Genomic DNA, 20919 nt, shown 5'->3' with positions numbered 1-20919 from the left:
GTACACGGTTTTTTTTAGTTAATTATAATAGCTGATCTTTTGGAATAGGTGATACATCTGATAATCTATATACATTATGGCTTATATATTGTAACTCATCTAAATAAAGGGTAATGTAGCGTAGAAGACGTAATAATGTCAATTCATCATTATTTGTTTCCATAATACGATCATAATTGAGTTTTCTACAACGGAGACGCATAAATGAAGGGGCCTCATGATACATGTCATTCTGGTAAATAGAACATGTCCATCTATGATTAAAGCGGTCGAAGATTTCGTAGTTGTTTAGCGCATTCAATATGTATCCCCCTTTCATATTAAATTAAATATACCATGTAAATTCTTTGAATAATACAATAATTAATTATATAAAAAAATAATAATTAAGTTCTAATTGATATTAAATTGTATGATTTAAATCAGGAGGTTTATTATGACTACAGCAGAGAAATTTCTGAATGCTTTTAATACGATTGAAAGATATTTAACGCAGTATAATTTAAATAAAGGCTATACATCATTTTCACGATTAGTCGATTACGCCGTCTTAAAAGATAAGGTTGTAGCACAGTATAAAGATGATCTGAAACAGTTCGCTGAATTACGTAATGCGATTGTTCACAATACAAGACTTGGTGACAATCGCGTTATCGCAGAACCACATGAAGACGTCGTAAAGGAAATTGAACTTATTGCAGAAATGCTGCTACATCCGACGCGTGCCATTGAAAAAGCAACGAAAAAGGTTGTAACGTTCCATATTAATGATTTGCTTACAACAGTGCTATCTCAAATTAATACTTCTAAGTTCACTCAGTTTCCGATATATAATGGCAAGACTTATGTAGGTTTACTTACTGAATCAGGTATTACCCGATATTTTGCCGCAAATCATCAGAAAGATATCAGTACAATTAAATTGTCTGAAGTAATGACATATGAACAGAAAGAACGTGCTGCATTTGTTGGAGAAGGTGCAACCGAAATGGAAGTTGTAAGTATGTTTAAGTCTTACAATGAACAGAATGAAAAGTTAGAAGCGGTCTTGATTACAGACACGGGTAATAAAGATGGAAAACTTATTGGATTAATTACTTTATACGATTTATTAAATTAATTTAAATTAGATTTATCATGAAATGAAAATAATAGTTAATTTTATTTCATATAGATAATATTGTAAAATAAATATTTCAAATTCATTCGACATAACATATAATGAAGAAGATAACATAATAGATTGGGTGAGGGATTTGAAATATATACTAGGCGTACTAGCGTGTGTATTTTTATTGTTTACAACAGGTTGCAGTAACCAGGAAGAAAAAATCATCAGTGCAAAAAGTGCAAGAAAATCTCAATATCTATACCAATGGTCTGGATCGAAAAAAGATGATATTATGCTGGTCAATTCAGCAGTGAAACACTTTTTTGATCGCTATGCAGATGCATATAATAAAAGTAATTACAATCTCCTCAAATCCACTGTAAAAGAAGGCTCAATCGCTGAAAAAGAATTGAAGAAAGAAATTAGCAGTGGGAATTATACAAATATGGAAGTATATAGTACTACAATTGATAAGATTACAACGCAAAAAGATGAATATGTTGCACTTGTGGGTAAAGAAATATCTAATTACGCAACGAACGGCAGAACATACTCTGAAACTGTTTTTCACTTTGCCTATGATCCTTCATTAAAGCAAATGATGATCACACAAATTTCAGACGTGAATAATAGCGAACTTAAGGTTAACGATAAATCACAAGCTCAAAAAAATACAAAGGGCAACGGTGTTGTTATCGATGTTTTATCTACAAATTTTAAAAATGAATTTTTCGTAGATAATAATCGATTTGTTGGCGGTATTTCTGAACAAATGAGTTTCCAGGTGATTAAGGATAAGTTTGGAGACTTCTCAGATCATACAACGATTAACCAAAAGAAATATTACATCTTCGGCAATGCCGGTATCAATTTTAATAAACAATTAGACGATAAGAGTACAGGTGCCGAAACGGCACAGGATATGATCATTGTACCTCCATACATGTTGTATCAGGATGTTCTTGCATTCTACGGGCAACCTAATAAAGAATTTTTAGAAAATACTAATGACCCGCGCGTTATCTATGAGAATGAATCAGGTAATGTGAAAGTTGCATTTCATTTATCAACAAATAAAAAAGAAGTAGAATATGTTGAAAAACTAAAATAAGTGGTGCCCCTACAAATATTTGTAGGGGTTTTATGTAAATATTTATGTAAATAAATTGATAATCTTGAAAGAAATTTTCGTGATGATAGTTTGCTTTTTTAGAGTACTCATACACTTCTATGGTAAAATAGAGGAAAATAACTGAATGGATGGTGTGGTCGTGCGTATATATAAATTAATATTGACAGTATTGTTGTCATTTGTGCTTGTGGCATGTAATAATGCGCAGCAGGACAAAGAAGAAACGAAATCAACCGAAACATCAAAAGTGAAGTCAGACAGTCCGGAAACAACAACGGAAGAACCATCTAGTGAAGCGCAGTCGGATAAAGAAAAAAACAAAGAAGCACAATCAAAGAAAAAAATAAAACGAACAAAAAAATCTACTAAAGCTAAAGTGACGAATACAAATGAAACGACGGCGAACTTAAAACAGTTGACACATCAAACGATGACGGATTATTTAAATGCAATGCCAAATGCATTTAATCAACGTAATTACAGTATGATTCGCCCTTTCATAAAGTCAAACTCTAAAGCAGAAGAATATATTTTAGCGAAATTGCCGACCGGTAGTTTTGATAATTATCGTATTACAGCGCAAAGCATTGATCAAATTGATGTGAGAAATAAATATGCGCATGCCATCGTTACTCGTTCGCTATCATCAAATGCTACAGGTGGACAATTGAAACGCGTCATTACAGTATTTGATTTCTATTATAATAAACAATCAAAGAAAATGGAGTTATATGACTTTAATGATAAAGCCATTTTTGATGTACAAAATACTGCACCAGCAGCACCAAAAACTCCTTCAGCAACACCTAAGCCATCGACACAACAAGCGAAAGGTGACGCAACGACGTGTATTCAAACACGATTGCAATCAAGTTGTGAAGGTGTAAGTGATACACAGTTACGCAATGCATATAATGCAATGGTGAGTGCAGGTTCTTTACCTCAAGCAGCGGATAATGGATGCATCACTTGTACGATTAAAGCAGCTTATCAGTTAAAAGATCAGCCGGTCGCTGCTCAAGTAAAAGTGAAAAGCTTACCGCAAGCTGTTCAAATGGCAACGGATAAATACCGTAAAAAGGTAGAAGCTTATTATTCTGAAATGGATATCGCAATTGTCGGTGCTGAACCGATAAACGGTAAAGATATTCAGGAAGATTTAGGCGGGAAGTATTATAAAGTGAAAGCGATTGATATTCAGTCAAAAGAATTATTGCAGACATATAAAGTTTATATTCAAAGCGGAAAGATAATTGCAGAATAGAATATATGATTATAAAAATCAAAAAACGTCAGAAATTAATCTGACGTTTTTATTTTTTTTAAGATCACTGAATAAAATATAGTAATGCGACGAAGTGACAAAGTGCACCGGCAAGGATAAAGAAATGCCAGATCATATGGAAGTAATGACGATGTTTTTGAGCATAGAACCATGAGCCTACACTATACATCACACCACCTAAAACGATAAAGGTAATAAACAACCAGCTCGCTTTTGTAATGAGCGCCGGAAATAAGAGGATACCTAACCACCCCATAATCAGATAGATTGCAAGACTGATTTTAGGGTTAACGTGTTTTGCAGTTGATTTGTAAACAATACCTGCAATCGTAATGACCCATTCAATAATCATAATACTGATACCTAACTTACCACCCACTAAACTTAAAGCCACAGGAGTATAAGTCCCTGCAATAGCGATATAAATTAAAGCATGGTCGATAATGCGCATTACATATTTATGAATCGATTTCGGAGGCATGAGGTGGTAGATCGCTGATGATAAGAACATCAGGAAGATGCTGATTAAGAATACACTGATACCAAATGCAAATGTTGAGCCATGTTCGATATACGTCTTGATTGCAAAGTAAGGTAAGGAGAATAAAATAAGCAATGCTGGTACACCATGAGATACCGAGTTACCTACTTCTTCACCGAGTTTCAATTCTTTAATATCTCTGAAATTATAGCGAGGTGCTTCCGGTTTCATCTGATCATTCCTTTAGTATGCGTTTTTATTTTATTCTAACATATAATTATCATTACATGATTTTAGACTATTCGTAAAAAATGAAAAAATTGTCGAAAACAATCATTAATTTACTGAAAATTCTAAAATTACAGCGGTTTGTTACAGTTATGTTACAATGTAAAACTAATGACACTATTTAATTCACTTCAATTTATAAAGCGATTTCAAACGTTGATATATCAATGTTTTATAAAAATGATTAACCAATCTTTAATTGTTAAGTGAAATATGAAAATTGTCGAAAATAATAAAAAGAATTTTTATTTCATCAGCTCACCGAACACCTGGAAGTGTTGATATAATTCAGTTGAACACAACTTTGTACAAAAAGTGTTCGTATTACAAATAAATATTATTACTTATTAATAAATAAGCAATTGAAAGAAAACTGTAATGTCAAAAGAACAATAAATATGCAATAATAGATTTATTGAAAAAGTAAGGCTAGGAGGAACAAAATTTGAAGAAGAAATTAATTTTCGCGGCTACAACTGCATCGGCTGCGGTTGCTACTTATTCACATCAAGCAGAAGCAGCAGAACATAAAGTACAACCTGGTGAGTCATTATGGTCTATCGCCAACCAATATAATACTTCGATTGATCAGTTAAAGTCGTTAAATCAATTATCATCTAATTTGATTTTTCCGTACCAAACTTTAAAAGTATCGGGTGAAGTAACACGAACAAATTCGACAACTACATCGACAAATGTGAGCCGTCCGCAAAGTACGACATCTACTGGTAATACGCATATTGTTCAAGCTGGCGAGAGTTTATCGATTATTGCAGCAAAATACAATACATCTGTAGCGCAGATTATGAAATTAAATAATTTATCAGGTTATTTAATCTTTCCGAATCAGAAATTAAAAGTAAAAGGTGCAGTTAGCACAACGATTCCTGTAACAACAACATCTACAAATTCAGGCACAGCTGGTGCTAAGACGCACCTCGTTAAGCCTGGAGATTACTTAGCAAAGATTGCTACTCAATATGGAGTGTCAATACAAAGTATTAAACAGTGGAACAATCTTTCATCAAATATCATTTATTCTAATCAAAAATTAATTGTGAGTGGGAATGCAGTAGCTGCTACTATTCCATCTAGTGGTGTACAAAAAGCGCCTGCTAAAGTTGTAACAGCACCGGTCGTAACTAAATCACCTGTGTTTGCACATGCTAATTTATATGATTACGGACAATGTACATGGTATGCATTTAACAAACGTGCAGCAATCGGGAAAGGTATTTCAACGTATTGGTGGCATGCATATAATTGGGCAAGTGCAGCGCGTAAAGATGGCTATACTGTGAACAATATACCAGAAGTCGGTGCATTAGCGACAACTACGGATGGTCCTCTAGGACACGTTGCATTCGTTGAACGTGTTAATGCTGATGGAACAATCATGGTTTCAGAAACGAATTATTTAACGCCTTCAGGTGTTGTAGGTTATAGAACACTTACATTAGCTCAAATGAGCAGATATCAATTTATACATTAAAGAGGAGAGACGATGGTCTCTCCTCTTTAATTATGTCTATTTAAATAAATCTTTTATACCTTTAATCAAACCATCAATTGCGGCATCCAATATTCGATGTAGTGCTTCGCGTATTTGAAGACCGATATCAGTTTCAGCTTTTCGTTCTTCAGCTGTATGATTAAAGCCTTCTCCGTCTGTATTAACGAACCCTTTAATCGACCAGATCTTCAAACCTTGCTGTTTCGCCTTTTTTTCGGCTTGTAACAATCTGTCTAAATAATCCTTTTGCTGATAAACATAACCAACACGTGCGTAACCTTGCTGAACGAGTAGTTCATTGATCATCGTATTGCCACAATAAAGATACACTAAATCTCTGCCGTAACGGTCTTTCTTACCTTTCGTATCATACTGTATCTTTAAATCACATGTTTTTACGAGAGATTCTGTAAAGCGTGATGCTTCAATCGCATACGGTTGAACTGGTGTATTAGGTTTTTTAGATTCAGGTGTGTCAACGAGTAATAGTCTTACGGTCTTTTTTCTGTTGTTTACTTTTACGGAAATAGTATCGCCGTCAATAGCGTGATCAAATGTTGCATCAATCTTAGGCATGTTCGTTTGAAACATGCTGAAATTGATTGTTAAAGCTAAAGCAGATAATATCAAAATAAAACCTCATTTTTTTAAAGATGTTTCTATTATACACAAACGTATGTTCTATTACAAATTATGCAAAGAAAATAGAAAAAGCAGTATAAATAAGTAATATTGCCATTGTTATATTGAACGGTTGTTCGTGCTTAGCAATCCAATGCTTTAAAACACTACCGAACACACTCCATTAAAATCGGATTGCGTTGCAAAGTAGATGGCCATTAAATTATTTGGACCAGGTGTAAAGCTAGCAACAAAAGTATAGATGAATAAATTAATTATCGACATAACAAACCTCTTTTTCTTGTATAAAGGAATAATATTCTTTATAACGTATTTTCTTTATATTGTACGATTTGTTCGTTATAATGTAAATACAAATTTAATCAGGAGGTTAATTATGAAGGAAATTCATGATATTGTCGCCTATAACTTAAAGCTATACCGTAAGGAACATGGACTGACATTAGATAATGTATCACGTCGTACAGGAGTATCGAAGACGATGCTGTCGCAAATCGAACGTGGGGATTCAATTCCATCAATTACGACAGTGTGGAAGATTGCAAATGGTTTAAAGTTAAGTTTCACAGCTTTGATCAAGTCACCCGACCAAAAAGTAGATATTAAGAAAAAGTCAGAATTGATGGAGATGACTGGAGATGACGGAAGATATCGTTTATATCCATTCTATCCTTTTGAAAGTGGTCATCAATTTGAAATGTATCAGTTTGAAATTGACCCAGGCGGTGTATTCACTGCGGAAGCACATCAAGCTGGTACCGAAGAATATATCATGATTTATCAAGGTATGCTCAATCTGAAAGTACAGAATGAAGATTATCAAATTGAGAAAGATATGTCGATTCGCTTTGATGCGGATGTTCCACATGTGTATACCAATATTGGTGATGGTATCGTTCGTGGTACGATGACTATTTATTATCCGGAGCAAATGCTATGAAATGGTATGGTGTTTTCCTTTGTAGTATAATCGCAGTCATTGCGACACTACTCGGACAAGTGTTTCCGATTATCGGTGGTATTATCTTTAGTATTATTCTTGGCATCATCATGAGCAATGCAATAAAGCTACCTGATCAATATCACCCCGGTATTAAATTTGCTTCAAAGAAAATATTACAGTATGCCATCATTGTAATGGGATTTACGCTTAATTTAAGAGTGGTAGTAGCAATGGGATTATCATCATTACCTATTACATTGACAACAATAACAGCAGCGTTACTCACAAGTCTATGGTTAGGGAAAGTTATGAACATCGGAGAAAATATTAGAACATTAATCGGTGTCGGGACGGCCATTTGTGGTGGCTCTGCAATCGCAGCAGCAAGCCCGATAGTGGATGCAAAAGAAGATGAAGTGGCATTCTCATTATCGACGATCTTTCTATTTAATATTATCGCAGTCTTTATCTTCCCGATTATTGGGCATACAATTGGATTAAGTGATATTGGATTCGGTCATTTTGCGGGCACAGCGATTAATGATACGAGTAGCGTCGTTGCAGCTGGATATGCCTATTCTGAAACAGCCGGTGACACCGCAACAATCGTTAAACTTGTTAGAGCACTGATGATTATACCGGTTTGCCTCTTACTTGTAATAGTACAACTTAAGAAAAGCGAGAAGAAAGCATTTAGTATTAAAAAAGTATTCCCGTGGTTTATTCTATATTTCTTTCTGGCAAGTGTAGTGACTTCAATCATTAATTTGCCTGAAGCAATAATTTCATATATAAAAATGCTATCAACGTTTATGATTAGCATTGCGATGGCAGGCATCGGGTTATCGGTAAGTATCAAGCAATTCAGAACAATTGGAATTAAACCTGTTTTATTAGGTGCAAGTGTATGGTTTGTTGTAGCGGGTATTAGTTTAATAATGCAGTGGCTGTTAAATATTTGGTAGGAGTGTTGATATGATAAAGAAATTTATATTGTCGTTTATCGTCGGATTAATTGCGATGTTATTAAGAAGTGACAAGAAAGCACAATAATTATCAAGGGTCCTAAAAAGGGCTCTTTTTTGTTGGCAAAATTCATTAATACATTGTATATTAATTGTGTGTTAACAAATGTTAAATGAGGTGGCTTAATGTTTGTAAAGCTTCGTGATTTAAATAACTATGAACGTTATCTTTTAGAAGTAAAAGACAGGATACAAATCGATAAATATGACAGCGATAAATTATTTACTTTAGAGAAAGGTATATTAGGTGAAGAATATTTTTATGAGCGTATCAAAGACTGTGAAGGCGGCGCTAAAATCTGGGACTTGCGATTAAATATTAAAGGGGAATCACAGTACGATTTTATTATTGTATCGAATAAAAAAATCGTCCATCTTGATACGAAGTATTATGAGGGGAAATATAATTATAATAACGGAGTATTCATGAGTGAGAAAAATTATGTGATTAATAATCCGCTATATAAATTGGACATTCAACACAACAAACTACAGGAACTCGTAAGGAAATTAGGTATTGATTATGAAGTGCTTAGTTATGTGATTTTTGTTGGTGAGCAATTTGAAGTTATCGGATACAAAGGAGACAAGAGAATATTATTTAATAAAGATTTAGAGAATATTATTAAAAGTATGAATGAACGCGAAGTAACGAAAGAAGAAATACAAATTGCACGCAATTTATCAGCGTATTATTACGATAAAGGTGTGTATGATCGCATCTATCATTATCCATTTGATTTAATGAGAAAAGGAGTAAAGTGTCCGAAGTGTCGTAGGTTTTTACCTCTAATGGAGAAAAATGCGAAAAAAGTGAGATGCACTTGTGGATGTGAGTATTCTAAAAAAGCTGTAGTTCGGTTTGCTTTTGATGCAATACATTTATTGAAGAATACCAGTGTAACTTCTAAAGATATCTTTGATTTTACTGGTGTCGGAAAGACAACTATTAAGAAAGTGCTAAGCAGAGAATATGAGAAAATTGGTGTAAATCGATCGACCGCATATGTGACGAGTAAATCAGATGGCATGTTAATTAAAGAAGAGGTTTATTTGTATAAGGTAGAAGTTATGAAATCCAACGAGAAAGTGTCTTCAAAATAAAATTGACGCCACTTCCGAAGACGATATTAAGAAATCGTATGAGAAAGTGTCTTCAAAATAAAATTGACGCCACTTCCTAAGACGATATTAAGAAATCGTTTGAGTAAGTATCTTCAAAAACAATTTGGCGCCACTTCCTAAGACGATATTAAGAAATCGTACGAGAAAGTGTCTTCAAAAACAATTTGGCGCCACTTCCTAAGACGATATTAAGAAATCGTATGAGAAAGTGTCTTCAAAATAAAATTGGCGCCACTTCCTAAGACGATATTAAGAAATCGTATGAGAAAGTGTCTTCAAAATAAAATTGGCGCCACTTCCTAAGACGATATTAAGAAATCGTATGAGAAAGTGTCTTCAAAATAAAATTGGCGCCACTTCCTAAGACGATATTAAGAAATCATATGAGTAAGTGTCTTCAAAAWCAATTTGACGCCACTTCCTAAGACGATATTAAGAAATCGTATGAGTAAGTGTCTTCAAAATCAATTTGACGCCACTTCCTAAGACGATATTAAGAAATCGTACGAGAAAGTGTCTTCAAAATCAATTTGGCGCCACTTCCTAAGACGATATTAAGAAATCCAACGAGAAAGTGTCTTCAAAAACAATTTGACGCCACTTCCTAAGACGATATTAAGAAATCCAATGAGAAAATGTCTTCAAAATCGATTCGGCGCCACTTCCGCAAACAATCCCTAAACAAAAAAATACACGGAAACATAAGTTTCCGTGTAAATATTATTATTCAGCCTTCAATGGTGCTACTTCACGTCCTAAATCTGCTGGTGCAAGAGGATTCTCACGTTTTGGAATAGGTTTGTTCGTAGATTTCAGTTTCTCAGGAGCTTTGCCTTGTTGTGCTGATGTTTTCTTTGGTGCTTCATTTACTGTTGATTTCTCAAGATTAATTTTCTGTGAGTTTTCTGAGAATTCACCAAGTTCATTTTTATTAGCATCTTTTGTTAAGTTCACTACACTATCTATAAATGTACCTGTACCATTAGCAACTAATCGCTTTGATACATCGTTAAACGTCGTATTGTGGAATGTTGCTGTTGTATTATTTGCATATACTGCAGTTATTGGTGAACGTTTGCCATCAATTTCTACGTTATTTACGACTGAATTATACATATCAAATGAATAATTCTTCGGTTTCATACCTTCTGTGTAATAAACACCATGAACGATGTCATTACGACCAAAAGGTAGTAAGTTCATTTCGACATTATTTGAACGTTCACGTAGTTCGCCGTTTACTCCGGCTGCAATAAAGTAACTCTTTGCACGTGTCTTAACATCGTCAGTATTCCAGTACACATTACCATACGTAGATTCAACGTGGAATGTTGTTTCGTAATCATTGAATGTAGAATTCGTAACGTTGATGGTTGTATTTTGATCTTTCAGCCAGTTATCTTCATTAGCATCCTGTATCGTACCATTTTCATAAACGACACCGATCCACCCCATGTACTCTTTTGAGCGTTTTGAAGTTTTAGCGTTAGATACTACTTTATCGATATTAACCACAGCATCATCTTTATGACCGCTTAAATAAATCGCCATACCGAAACTATCAGTGATATCATCCCCACCGACATCTTCCAGATTAACATTTTGAATATTAACATCGCGATATTCTTGAGCAAATATCGCATATCCACCATACATATGTTTATAGTTGATATCATGGATATTTAAATTTTTAGTGTTCGTAATTGCGATACCTTTAGTCATCGCAGTTTTATAGAAATCATCTGCTTTTTTCATCGTAAAGTATAAATCTTGTGGATTTTTGCTGCCATCAATCGTGATTCCTTCAATTTCTATTTCAGAAAGTGCATCTTTTTCTGATGATAGTCGCATCGTATAAAATTCAGGTGGATTTGTCATCGGATTCTTCGGTTTAATGATTGCACCTTCACCTTTAATATGTAGCCCTTTAATATCATTTACTTCTATCGTTTTATTCGTGTCATAAGTACCTTTTGGAATCACGACTTCAACAGCTTCGTCTTTTGACTTTTCAATTGCTTTTGTTATTGCATCTGTATCATCTTTATTGTCATCTGGCTTTGCTCCGAAATCTGCTACATTAATTTGTTTTGCATTTTTAATAGAAGGCGCTTCTTGAGTAACATTTTCTTTAGATGTTTCTTCAGTACTTGTTTCTTTGGACTTTTGTTTCTCTGAATCTTGGCAACCAGTTAGTAATACGCTGAACGCAACAGCTGGAAGTAACCATTTTTTCTTAAAAGACATTATTTATTCTCCTTTGAATCATAAATATTTATGATACAGTTTATTCTAACATATTCGAGCAAAAACCTACCGATATAAGCTACTTATATCAGTGTAAAAATAAATTTATTTAACATAAAACGCTATCATACCCATAAAATCTTTACTATAATAAAACTAATTGAGTAAACAGGGGGATATATTTGTGAACTACTTTTGGCTGAATTGTGGATACAATAGATTTAATCACTTCGAAGATTTAATGGGACAAGTATCAGTGTTCGACTCCACAGTACACTTTAACCCGAATGAAGGATATACAGCATTCAAACGCGCAGTGCCAGGAGATAAAGTCATCTTCTATCAAGTGCAGAATAAAATAGGCATACTTGGGGCAGGATCTGTCTTAAAAGTTGAAGAGCCAAGACGTGGACAAATTAAAATACATTTTAAATACGAAGAAAAGCTTGCGCCATTTACGAAAGAATATTTAATTCGAGATGAAGCACTTAAACTTACGATTAATAGTATGAAAGAACAACTGCTTAATCCATTATCTGAAGAAGACTATGAAAAGATAGTACGCGTTGGGCGAAATGAAGAGAAGATTAACCGTTACTTTATAATGAAGGAAGACATAGATTTTGAAGCGGATGAAACATATACAATCTATGTACGTAACATCAACGGCGTGAACCGTAACGGATTTAAACATTATGGTCAGATGCAGCCTGGGGATAAAGTGATTATCTATAAATCGATGCCTGAAAGAGGGATATACGGAACAGCTATTATAATAGAAGGAATGCAACGCAATCAACCGATTCCAGGAAGAACAGACAGTACAGCAATAAAGATAAAATATATAGCAGACATTACACCACGAACAATTTATGAACTAGACCGTGAACCACAATTACGTGCGCAATATTTCTTACATGAGAAGTGGAATGAATCCGTTACTGAAATTACACGTATTCAGTATGAGACATGTTTAAATCCATCAACAGACCTTGAACCGATTCAGTCACCTACTATACAACAAATGATTGATACAGCAACATACTCAGCGAGAAGAAGTGCGATGGAAAAGCAATTAAAGGCTAATACGAATACAACGACAAACCGAAATATTCAAAGTCAACCAATCCAGCAACAAACAGAACAAAGCAATATACAGCATTCAAACAATCATCAAACAAGTACACAGCGTTCAAATCAACAAACTTCAGCAGTACACAAACCTAAAGTTACACCGAAACCATGGAAGATGATTTATGTGTTCAGTTTACCTGAGCATTTCAATGGAGTAGATACTGCGATTAAATATTTACAGCTCAAAAGAGATTATCTGAAAATTTACACAGCAGATTCAATTTGGACGAATGGTAACTTATATGGGCAATATATCAAAGAAGAAGATCATATCGTATTTCATCAAGGGATTATTACAGAAGCATTAGCAAGCCCAATAAAACATGACATATTAATAGAAGACTTTCATTATTTAAATGCCACACAACTGAAACCTATTATCCATGCAGCTCAAGGTGAACAAGTATCGTTACCAGTCATGAAAGAACTCACGCGAGCAACGATTGGATTAGATGAGGATGCGACGTATCAGTTGGATCAGGAATTTAAGATAATCGCCTTAACGACACAAACAGTTGATGAGTTCAAAGCGCAATATCCAGTATATATGCATCAATTTATGAAATTTTATGCATATAAATAAAGCTATTCAAGTAAGTAACAAACAAATGAAGGAATAAATAACTATTTCCATTAATTCACCAATAAATATATTAAATCGGATGAATTCCTAATTAGACGCCATTTAATAACGTTTTTTAAATACTTTGTTTAAAAAAAAGAAGTGAAGTATTTTTTTGAATACAAATTAAAATGATTTCTTGATTGTCACAAAATAGACACATTTTTAACATGAACGATAATTTCAAAGTAAATATAAAATTTTATTTTAATTAATTAATTGAAAGACTGTTAATATAGGGAAAAACTGTGAGAAAGAATAATTTGAATACTACACAATATAAAATTAAATATCTATATAATTGAAATTTAAAAATTCCTAGTATTTAATCATTTTACTTTTAGTTTAAATAGTTACATAATACAACTGTATCAAAAAATTTTTATATCTTAATCAATATAAAAATTATTGGAGGAAAATAATTAATGAAGAAAAAGCCCAACAACAAAAGAATGGATTTCTTGCCGAACAAATTGAATAAGTACTCTATTCGTAAATTTACAGTAGGTACGACGTCAATCCTGATCGGTTCGTTAATGTTCTTAGGCAATTCGGCTGATGCAGCTGAAACGACTACGACAACGACGGCAACACCAGCAACTGATAGCCCTACGACCGAAGCCCCAACAACAGAAGCTGCGACTACAGAAGCAGCAACTACAGAAGCACCAACAACAGAAGCTCCGACAACTGAAGCAGCAAACACTCCAGTACAAGCACAAAACCTAGCGTTTAATGCAGATAATACTGAGTTAACTGGTATTGCAACATCTGGACAAGTGGTTGAATTACACTTAGCTGATGGAACAATTGAAAAAACAGTTGTAGACACTGATGGTACTTTTACATTCCGTAGTTTAACTGTAGCAAGTGAAGAAGTTGTATCAGTAATCACAGTTGACGGCGACGTTAAGAGTGAACCTGTAAAAGTAACTGCAAATAAAATTGTAGAAACTACAACAGAAGCGCCAACAATGGAAGCGCCAACAACTGAAACTGCGACAACAGAAGCAGCGACAACAGAAGCAGCGACAACAGAAACCCCAACAACAGAAGCGCCAACAACAGAAACACCAACGACAGAAACACCAACGACAGAAGCGCCAACAACAGAAGTGACACCGACTGACATTGCATCTGCACCTGAAACTACAGAATCTACAACTTCAGTAGCAGATACTACGGCTGCATTAACTACAGCTACTACTGATGCTGAGAAACAACAAGCATTAGCTGATACAGTAGTATCAAATACTGGTATTACTCAAGAAGAAGCTCGCGCGTATGTCGCTAACTTAAACTTAGATTATGCTAATTTAACAAATGAAGAGTTAACAGCGATATTATTACAAGCGATTGCTGACAGCCAAGCTGCGAATCAATTACCAGTACTAGCGCCAACAACAGATTCATCTATAACTAATGCTGAAAGTTTAGCTTTTGCTGCAAATTCAGTTGACACAACTGGCACTGTGCCTATGACATTATCTACATTAGCGTTAGGTGATGTAAGTACGATCAATGCTTTAGTGGCACCTACTTCGGATATTATTTTTGCAGATGCGGTAGCAAATGGATATATTTATTCAGCAACAGATGCAACGAACGCTACTAATACATTATCAGGTCGAGCTTGGGAAATTGATAATGGGACTCCTGCAACAATGGCAAATGGACTAACTCCGGTACCAGAAGGCACTGTTGTTTACATGCAATGGATTGATACTGATGGTGCAGTGTCACCAGTTTATCAAACAGCAACAACCAATAAGCTATCTTCAGTAGATGGTAGTCAAGTTGGTCCAGGATTTTATGCTTTTGATTTAAGGAATGGCTGGGTTGATCTTAATGGGAAAACACATACTTACAGTGCAATTAGTGGTCAATACTATCAATTATGGATTCAGGATTATACGACAACGGCAGGTAATACAGTTTCGATGATGAGACAAGCTGGTGGGTTCTTCCCTGGTTCTTTCGTTAACTCAGTTACAAGCTCTAATTTAGGTCAATTCCCTTTGATTGGAACTAATATGCAACGTACAGGTATCTACATGTATGAACAGCCTGTAGGAGATTATATGACTAAGCTTCCTTCGCAATGGATTAATGATACAGCTGGGCCATTAGCAAACCCTGCAGTATCTTTATCAGCTAAGAATACAGTATCTGGTAAGGTTTGGATAGAAACTGGATCTGGTGATTACGCAAACTCAGCAACTGGTCCTAATGATAATATCGCTGACCCACAAGCAGTAGGCTATAAAGTGATTATGTCCTCATTAACTGCTGCAGGTGCAGCCGCATATGATGCACAAATTAATAGTTTGCCAGAATCTCAGAGAGATGATGCTGTGAAAGCTTTATTAACAGCACATCCAGAGTATATTTCTGCAACGGTCACAGCTATAACAGATGCGAACGGAGCATATACAGTTAGATTCCCATCAGGTACATTAGATACCAAACATATGTATGGTTATGTTATGGATCCTTCAGGCAATGTTGTTCAAACTTACTCAGCTTTTACAACACCTGAATTTAGAGCGCCTAATAGTAATTTATCCTGGGTACCTCAAACTGCACCTGCTCAAAACTTAATAGTAAATCCGATGTGGTACAGTGTAAACTTTGCTGTTATACCTACAACTGAGGTATCGCTTGATGTTCTAGAATATGATACAACGACAAATCCAGCCCCACCGGATGCTGTTGTAAGAGTAGATTTGTTAGGATCTACTTTATCACCATTACCGATGAAGATTGAATGGGTAGACACAAATGGTAGGGTTGTACAATCCACAGCGGTAGTTGATTTCGCAAGTGGTGAGGCAGCTGCGACCTTAAACTTAGCTTTACTGAATCCTCCTGATGGTATGCTATATACTGCGAAATTATATGAGGGAGGTAATGTAGTTTCTGCGGATTCGTTCATCGTTAAAATTACAGATGCATTTGAAAATGAACCTGATTACATCGATACAACGATTGAACCAGGTGAAACGAAGATAATAGCAGCCCCATTAAATGGTGACGGTACAACACCACCGGTGATGAACTATGTACCAGTAAATCCTGGCACATTGCCAACATGGGTAACAGTAAATGAAGACGGAACAATTACAGCAAGACCAGATGCAACCGTACCACCAGGGCCGGTAACAATCCCCGTGACAGTAAATTATCTTGACGGTTCAAGTGAAGATATAGATGTAGTTATCACGGTCGGAACTAATGATGCATTCGACAATCAACCAGATTATATTGATACTACAGTGGAACCAGGTACTACAAGTACGATAGCAGCTCCATTAAATGGTGACGGTACAACACCACCGGTGATGAACTATGTACCAGYARATCCTGGCACATTGCCAACATGGGTAACAGTAAATGAAGACGGAACAATTACAGCAAGACCAGATGCAACCGTACCACCAGGGCCGGTAACAATCCCCGTGACAGTAAATTATCTTGACGGTTCAAGTGAAGTTATAGATGTAATTATCACTGTTGGGACGAATGATGCATTTGAAAATGAACCTGATTATATCGATACAACAATTGAACCAGATGAAACAAAAGTGATAGCAGCACCAGTTAATGCAGACGGTACGACACCACCGGTAGGAACGATTTATGCACCGACAGATGCATCGACAATACCATCATGGGCTAAATTAAATACTGATGGTACAATCACTATTAATCCAGACGCAACAGTACCATCAGGACCTGTGACAATCGAAGTAACTTTAAGTTATCCTGATGGGTCAACTGAAGTTATTAATGTTGTAGTTAATGTCGGTACAACTCAAGCGGTTGATAATCAACCAGATTATATTAATGCTGAAGTATTGCCTGGTGATTCTGTTACAATTGATGCACCATTGAATGGTGATAGTACACCACCACCATCAGGTACAACATATGCACCAGCAAATCCTGCGACTTTACCAACGTGGGTAACAGTAAATTCAGATGGTACTGTAATAGCTAGTCCAGATAACGCTGTAACACCGGGTAATTATACGATTCCGGTAACATTAATTTATCCGGACGGCTCAACAGAGAATATAGATGTATTAATAACTGTGGGAGCACCTGGTACAGTTAGACCGCAACCGGATTATAAAGATACTACGGTAACGCCAGGTATTGTTACTACAATACCTGAACCATTAAATCCGGATCAAACAGCTCCGGAAACAGGAACAACATACGCACCTGTTGAACCAAATACACTACCTGATTGGGTTATAGTGAATCCAGATGGAACAATAACTGTAACACCGGGGACATCGGATGCAGGTACATCTATTGAAATACCTGTCGTTGTAAAGTATCCAGATAATACAACAGAAACTATCAATGTTGTTGTTACTGTTGGACCGAATCAAGCTACGATTAACCAACCGGATTATGTCAATACTTTTGTTGAACCGGGAACGACAATTAAAGTAGAGGCACCAGTTAATAGTGACGGTACAACACCACCAGCGGGATCAACATATAGCCCAGCGGGTAATATACCATCTTGGGTAACAGTAAATCCAGATGGCACTATAGAAGTTTCACCGGATGCAACGGTAGCACCAGGACCAGTTACTGTACCCGTAACGATAGTTTATCCAGATGCTTCTAGTGAAGTGATAGACGTAGTAATTACAGTGGGAACAACTGATGCGGCAGATAATAACCCTGATTATATTGATGAACATGTAACGCCAGGTAAAACTGTCGACTTACCAGCACCATTAAATCCAAATGGAACAAGTTTACCGGTGGGAACAACTTATGTACCGGCAGATCCAGCAACGTTACCAACATGGATAACAGTAAATCCAGATGGCACCTTGAAAGTAAATCCAGATGTTACTGTAGCAGGAACATCGGAAACTGTGCTGGTAACAGTCAAATATCCAGATGGCTCAAGTGAAGAGATTAATATTGTTATTACTGTTGACTCGTCACAAGCAGTTAAAAACAATCCTGATTATTTGGATATCGAAGTAAAACCGGGTACTACGAAAACAATATCAGCACCATTAAATCCAGATGGCTCAGTAATGCCAACAGGTACTACGTATATACCTGGAGAAAATTTACCTTCCTGGGCGACTGTGAATCTAGATGGGACAATAGAAGTAAATCCAGGAATAGATGTGCCATCAGGACCGGTAACAATACCTGTGATTGTGAATTATCCGGATGGTTCTCAAGAAACAATCGATGTAATTGTAAATGTAGGAATGATAGATGCACTCATCAATGAACCGAATTATATTGATACGACAATTAAGCCGGGAGAATCTCAAATAATAGCATCTCCATTAAATAATGACGATACACCACCACCAGCAGGTACAACATATGAACCAGCAGATCCAGCGACGTTACCATCATGGATTACTGTAAATCCAGATGGAACAATTAAACTTAATACAGACTTATCAACACCACCAGGAATCACGTTGTTACCAGTAACAGTAACTTATCCAGATGGTTCAAGTGAATTGATTGATGTTGAAATAACGGTATTAAGTTTAGATGTAATTGATAACCAACCTGATTATAAAGATACAAACGTTGAACCTGGAACTACTGTAACGATAGCAGCGCCAGTGAATGGTGATGGTACAGCACCACCAGCGATAAACTATGAACCAGCAGATCCAGCAACGTTACCAACATGGGTAACTGTGAATCCTGACGGAACAATCACGGTAAATCCAGATGTGACAGTACCAGCAGGCCCAGTAACAATCCCTGTTACAGTTACGTATAAGGATGGTTCATCAGAAGTTATCGATGTTGTAGTAACGGTAGGTACAACAGATACAGAAGATAACACACCAACGGTGACGCCGATCACAACACCAGTGGGAACATTACCACCGGCAACAGACGTCATCGGTAATGAAGCAATATTCCCGCCAGGTACGAAGGTAGAATGGCAAACACCACCGGATGTAAGYRYACCRGGAGAAACAACAGGSACAGTAATCGTGACGTAYCCAGATGGAACAACKGATGAAGTAACAGTACCAGTAACAGTTGTAGATCCAACGACAGATACAGAAGATAACACACCAACGGTGACGCCGATCACAACACCAGTGGGAACATTACCACCGGCAACAGACGKCATCGGTAATGAAGCAAYATTCCCGCCAGGTACGAAGGTAGAATGGCAAACACCACCGGATGTAAGYRYACCRGGAGAAACAACAGGGACAGTAATCGTGACGTATCCAGATGGAACAACGGATGWAGTAACAGTACCAGTAACAGTTGTAGATCCAACGACAGATACAGAAGATAACACACCAACGGTGACGCCGATCACAACACCAGTGGGAACATTACCACCGGCAACAGACGGCATCGGTAATGAAGCAACATTCCCGCCAGGTACGAAGGTAGAATGGCAAACACCACCAGATGTAAGTACACCAGGAGAAACAACAGGGACAGTAATCGTGACGTACCCAGATGGAACAACTGATGAAGTAACAGTACCAGTAACTGTTGAACCAGCTAAAGGTAACTTAACAATCGGAGACTTTGTATGGAATGATACAAATGCTGACGGTTTACAAGATGCAGGTGAAAAAGGTATTGAAGGTGCAACAGTAGCATTAGTTAAGCCAGATGGAACTATCATCACAACAACTACTGATGCAAATGGTCATTATGAATTTACTGGATTAGCAGCAGGAACTTACACTGTATACTTCAACACTCCAGTAGGTGCGATTGATTCACCAGTTAACGTTGACTTCAATGCACACGATGATATCGATTCAGATGGTCCAGTTATCACAGTTACATTAACTGAAGATAACAAAACAATCGATAAAGGTTACTACTTCGGTAACGGTGGTGGAACAGTTGTAACACCACCAGTTGATAACGGAGGTACAGATGATAATGGTAACGCAGGTGAAGATGGTGATAATACTACACCAGTAGATCCAGTTAAACCAGTTGAACCAGCTAAAGGTAACCTGAAAATTGGAGACCGTGTATGGATTGATACTAATGCAAATGGTTTACAAGATGCAGGTGAAATTGGTCTTGAGGGTGCAACAGTAACATTAGTTAAACCAGATGGAACTATTATTACAACAACAACAGATGCAAATGGTCACTATGAATTTACTGGATTAACAGCAGGAACTTATACTGTATACTTCAATACACCAGTTGGAGCAATTAACTCTCCAGTGAATGTTGACTTCAACGCCCATGATGCTATCGATTCAGATGGATCAGTAATCACTATCGAGTTAACAGAAGATAACATGACTATTGATTCAGGCTTCTACTATGCAAATGGTGGCGGTAACACAGGTGGCGACAACACAG

The 20919-nt window shown here is 36.2% G+C and carries 14 protein-coding genes; 9 read left to right on the top strand and 5 right to left on the bottom strand.

Annotated elements, in window-relative coordinates; genetic code table 11:
• Positions 1 to 22: 22 nt before the first annotated feature.
• Positions 23 to 301: a hypothetical protein gene (locus tag JJJ02_RS08885; RefSeq protein ID WP_099577131.1), complete on the bottom strand. Its 279-nt coding sequence runs from the start codon at positions 299 to 301 to the stop codon at positions 23 to 25.
• Positions 302 to 436: 135 nt separating this feature from the next.
• On the opposite strand from JJJ02_RS08885, the gene JJJ02_RS08880 reads away from it, so the two are divergent.
• From JJJ02_RS08880 to JJJ02_RS08870, 3 genes are all read left to right on the top strand, one after another.
• Positions 437 to 1120 carry a CBS domain-containing protein gene (locus JJJ02_RS08880; RefSeq protein WP_239243078.1) on the top strand — a complete coding sequence of 228 codons (684 nt, stop codon included), beginning with the start codon at positions 437 to 439 and terminating at the stop codon, positions 1118 to 1120.
• 136 nt (positions 1121 to 1256) lie between these two features.
• Positions 1257 to 2222: a TcaA NTF2-like domain-containing protein gene (locus tag JJJ02_RS08875; RefSeq protein WP_239243077.1), complete on the top strand. Its 966-nt coding sequence runs from the start codon at positions 1257 to 1259 to the stop codon at positions 2220 to 2222.
• Between the two features lie 145 nt (positions 2223 to 2367).
• Entirely contained in the window at positions 2368 to 3507 is a 1140-nt protein-coding gene (locus JJJ02_RS08870) for a TcaA NTF2-like domain-containing protein (protein WP_240838531.1), read from the top strand.
• A gap of 64 nt (positions 3508 to 3571) precedes the next feature.
• Here the strand turns inward: JJJ02_RS08870 and trhA are convergent, their stop codons facing one another.
• Positions 3572 to 4240 carry a PAQR family membrane homeostasis protein TrhA gene (gene trhA / locus JJJ02_RS08865; RefSeq protein ID WP_240838529.1) on the bottom strand — a complete coding sequence of 223 codons (669 nt, stop codon included), beginning with the start codon at positions 4238 to 4240 and terminating at the stop codon, positions 3572 to 3574.
• 502 nt (positions 4241 to 4742) lie between these two features.
• Here trhA and JJJ02_RS08860 point away from each other — a divergent pair.
• The gene (locus JJJ02_RS08860) at positions 4743 to 5789 is read left to right on the top strand and encodes a LysM peptidoglycan-binding domain-containing protein (RefSeq protein WP_240838527.1); all 1047 of its coding nucleotides are present in this window, start codon (positions 4743 to 4745) and stop codon (positions 5787 to 5789) included.
• A 36-nt stretch (positions 5790 to 5825) separates the two neighbouring features.
• On the opposite strand, the gene JJJ02_RS08855 is transcribed toward JJJ02_RS08860, so the two are convergent.
• Both JJJ02_RS08855 and JJJ02_RS13335 read right to left on the bottom strand, forming a co-directional pair.
• On the bottom strand, positions 5826 to 6440 hold the full coding sequence (locus JJJ02_RS08855; RefSeq protein WP_239243073.1) for a thermonuclease family protein: 615 nt from the start codon (positions 6438 to 6440) through the stop codon (positions 5826 to 5828).
• Between the two features lie 150 nt (positions 6441 to 6590).
• A complete protein-coding gene (locus JJJ02_RS13335; protein ID WP_255724831.1) occupies positions 6591 to 6716 on the bottom strand; it encodes a hypothetical protein in 126 nt (41 codons plus the stop codon).
• Between the two features lie 112 nt (positions 6717 to 6828).
• Between JJJ02_RS13335 and JJJ02_RS08850 the strand changes: the two genes are divergently transcribed.
• The 3 genes from JJJ02_RS08850 (at position 6829) to JJJ02_RS08840 (ending at position 9524) form a co-directional block, all read left to right on the top strand.
• On the top strand, positions 6829 to 7392 hold the full coding sequence (locus JJJ02_RS08850) for a helix-turn-helix domain-containing protein (protein WP_240838525.1): 564 nt from the start codon (positions 6829 to 6831) through the stop codon (positions 7390 to 7392).
• Positions 7389 to 8360, top strand: coding sequence for a YeiH family protein (locus tag JJJ02_RS08845; protein ID WP_240838523.1), 972 nt, complete (start codon positions 7389 to 7391; stop codon positions 8358 to 8360). Before JJJ02_RS08850 ends, JJJ02_RS08845 begins: the two co-directional genes overlap by 4 nt.
• Before the next feature lie 186 nt (positions 8361 to 8546).
• Positions 8547 to 9524, top strand: a complete 978-nt coding sequence (locus JJJ02_RS08840) for a nuclease-related domain-containing protein (RefSeq protein ID WP_240838521.1) — start codon at positions 8547 to 8549, stop codon at positions 9522 to 9524.
• Positions 9525 to 10268: 744 nt separating this feature from the next.
• Here the strand turns inward: JJJ02_RS08840 and JJJ02_RS08835 are convergent.
• Positions 10269 to 11792: a glycoside hydrolase family 55 protein gene (locus JJJ02_RS08835; protein ID WP_240838519.1), complete on the bottom strand. Its 1524-nt coding sequence runs from the start codon at positions 11790 to 11792 to the stop codon at positions 10269 to 10271.
• A 184-nt stretch (positions 11793 to 11976) separates the two neighbouring features.
• Between JJJ02_RS08835 and JJJ02_RS08830 the strand changes: the two genes are divergently transcribed.
• Both JJJ02_RS08830 and JJJ02_RS08825 read left to right on the top strand, forming a co-directional pair.
• Positions 11977 to 13509 (top strand): EVE domain-containing protein, encoded by a 1533-nt coding sequence (locus JJJ02_RS08830; RefSeq protein ID WP_240838517.1) that lies wholly within the window; start codon positions 11977 to 11979, stop codon positions 13507 to 13509.
• 464 nt (positions 13510 to 13973) lie between these two features.
• Positions 13974 to 20919, top strand: a 6946-nt coding sequence (locus JJJ02_RS08825) for a Rib/alpha-like domain-containing protein (protein WP_240838515.1), incomplete at its 3' end; no start/stop codon positions are given.

This window comes from Macrococcus sp. PK (assembly GCF_022501545.1).
In the GTDB taxonomy this organism is placed as follows: domain Bacteria; phylum Bacillota; class Bacilli; order Staphylococcales; family Staphylococcaceae; genus Macrococcoides; species Macrococcoides epidermidis.
This window is presented reverse-complemented; position numbering and strand designations above follow the sequence as displayed.

Excerpts from the sequence above, each read along its gene's own strand:
- JJJ02_RS08880 (WP_239243078.1), top strand. The coding sequence starts at position 437 with ATGACTACAGCAGAGAAATTTCTGAATGCTTTTAATACGATTGAAAGA.
- JJJ02_RS08870 (WP_240838531.1), top strand. The coding sequence starts at position 2,368 with ATGGATGGTGTGGTCGTGCGTATATATAAATTAATATTGACAGTATTG.
- trhA (WP_240838529.1), bottom strand. The coding sequence starts at position 4,240 with ATGAAACCGGAAGCACCTCGCTATAATTTCAGAGATATTAAAGAATTG.
- JJJ02_RS13335 (WP_255724831.1), bottom strand. The coding sequence starts at position 6,716 with ATGTCGATAATTAATTTATTCATCTATACTTTTGTTGCTAGCTTTACA.
- JJJ02_RS08850 (WP_240838525.1), top strand. The coding sequence starts at position 6,829 with ATGAAGGAAATTCATGATATTGTCGCCTATAACTTAAAGCTATACCGT.
- JJJ02_RS08845 (WP_240838523.1), top strand. The coding sequence starts at position 7,389 with ATGAAATGGTATGGTGTTTTCCTTTGTAGTATAATCGCAGTCATTGCG.
- JJJ02_RS08840 (WP_240838521.1), top strand. The coding sequence starts at position 8,547 with ATGTTTGTAAAGCTTCGTGATTTAAATAACTATGAACGTTATCTTTTA.
- JJJ02_RS08835 (WP_240838519.1), bottom strand. The coding sequence starts at position 11,792 with ATGTCTTTTAAGAAAAAATGGTTACTTCCAGCTGTTGCGTTCAGCGTA.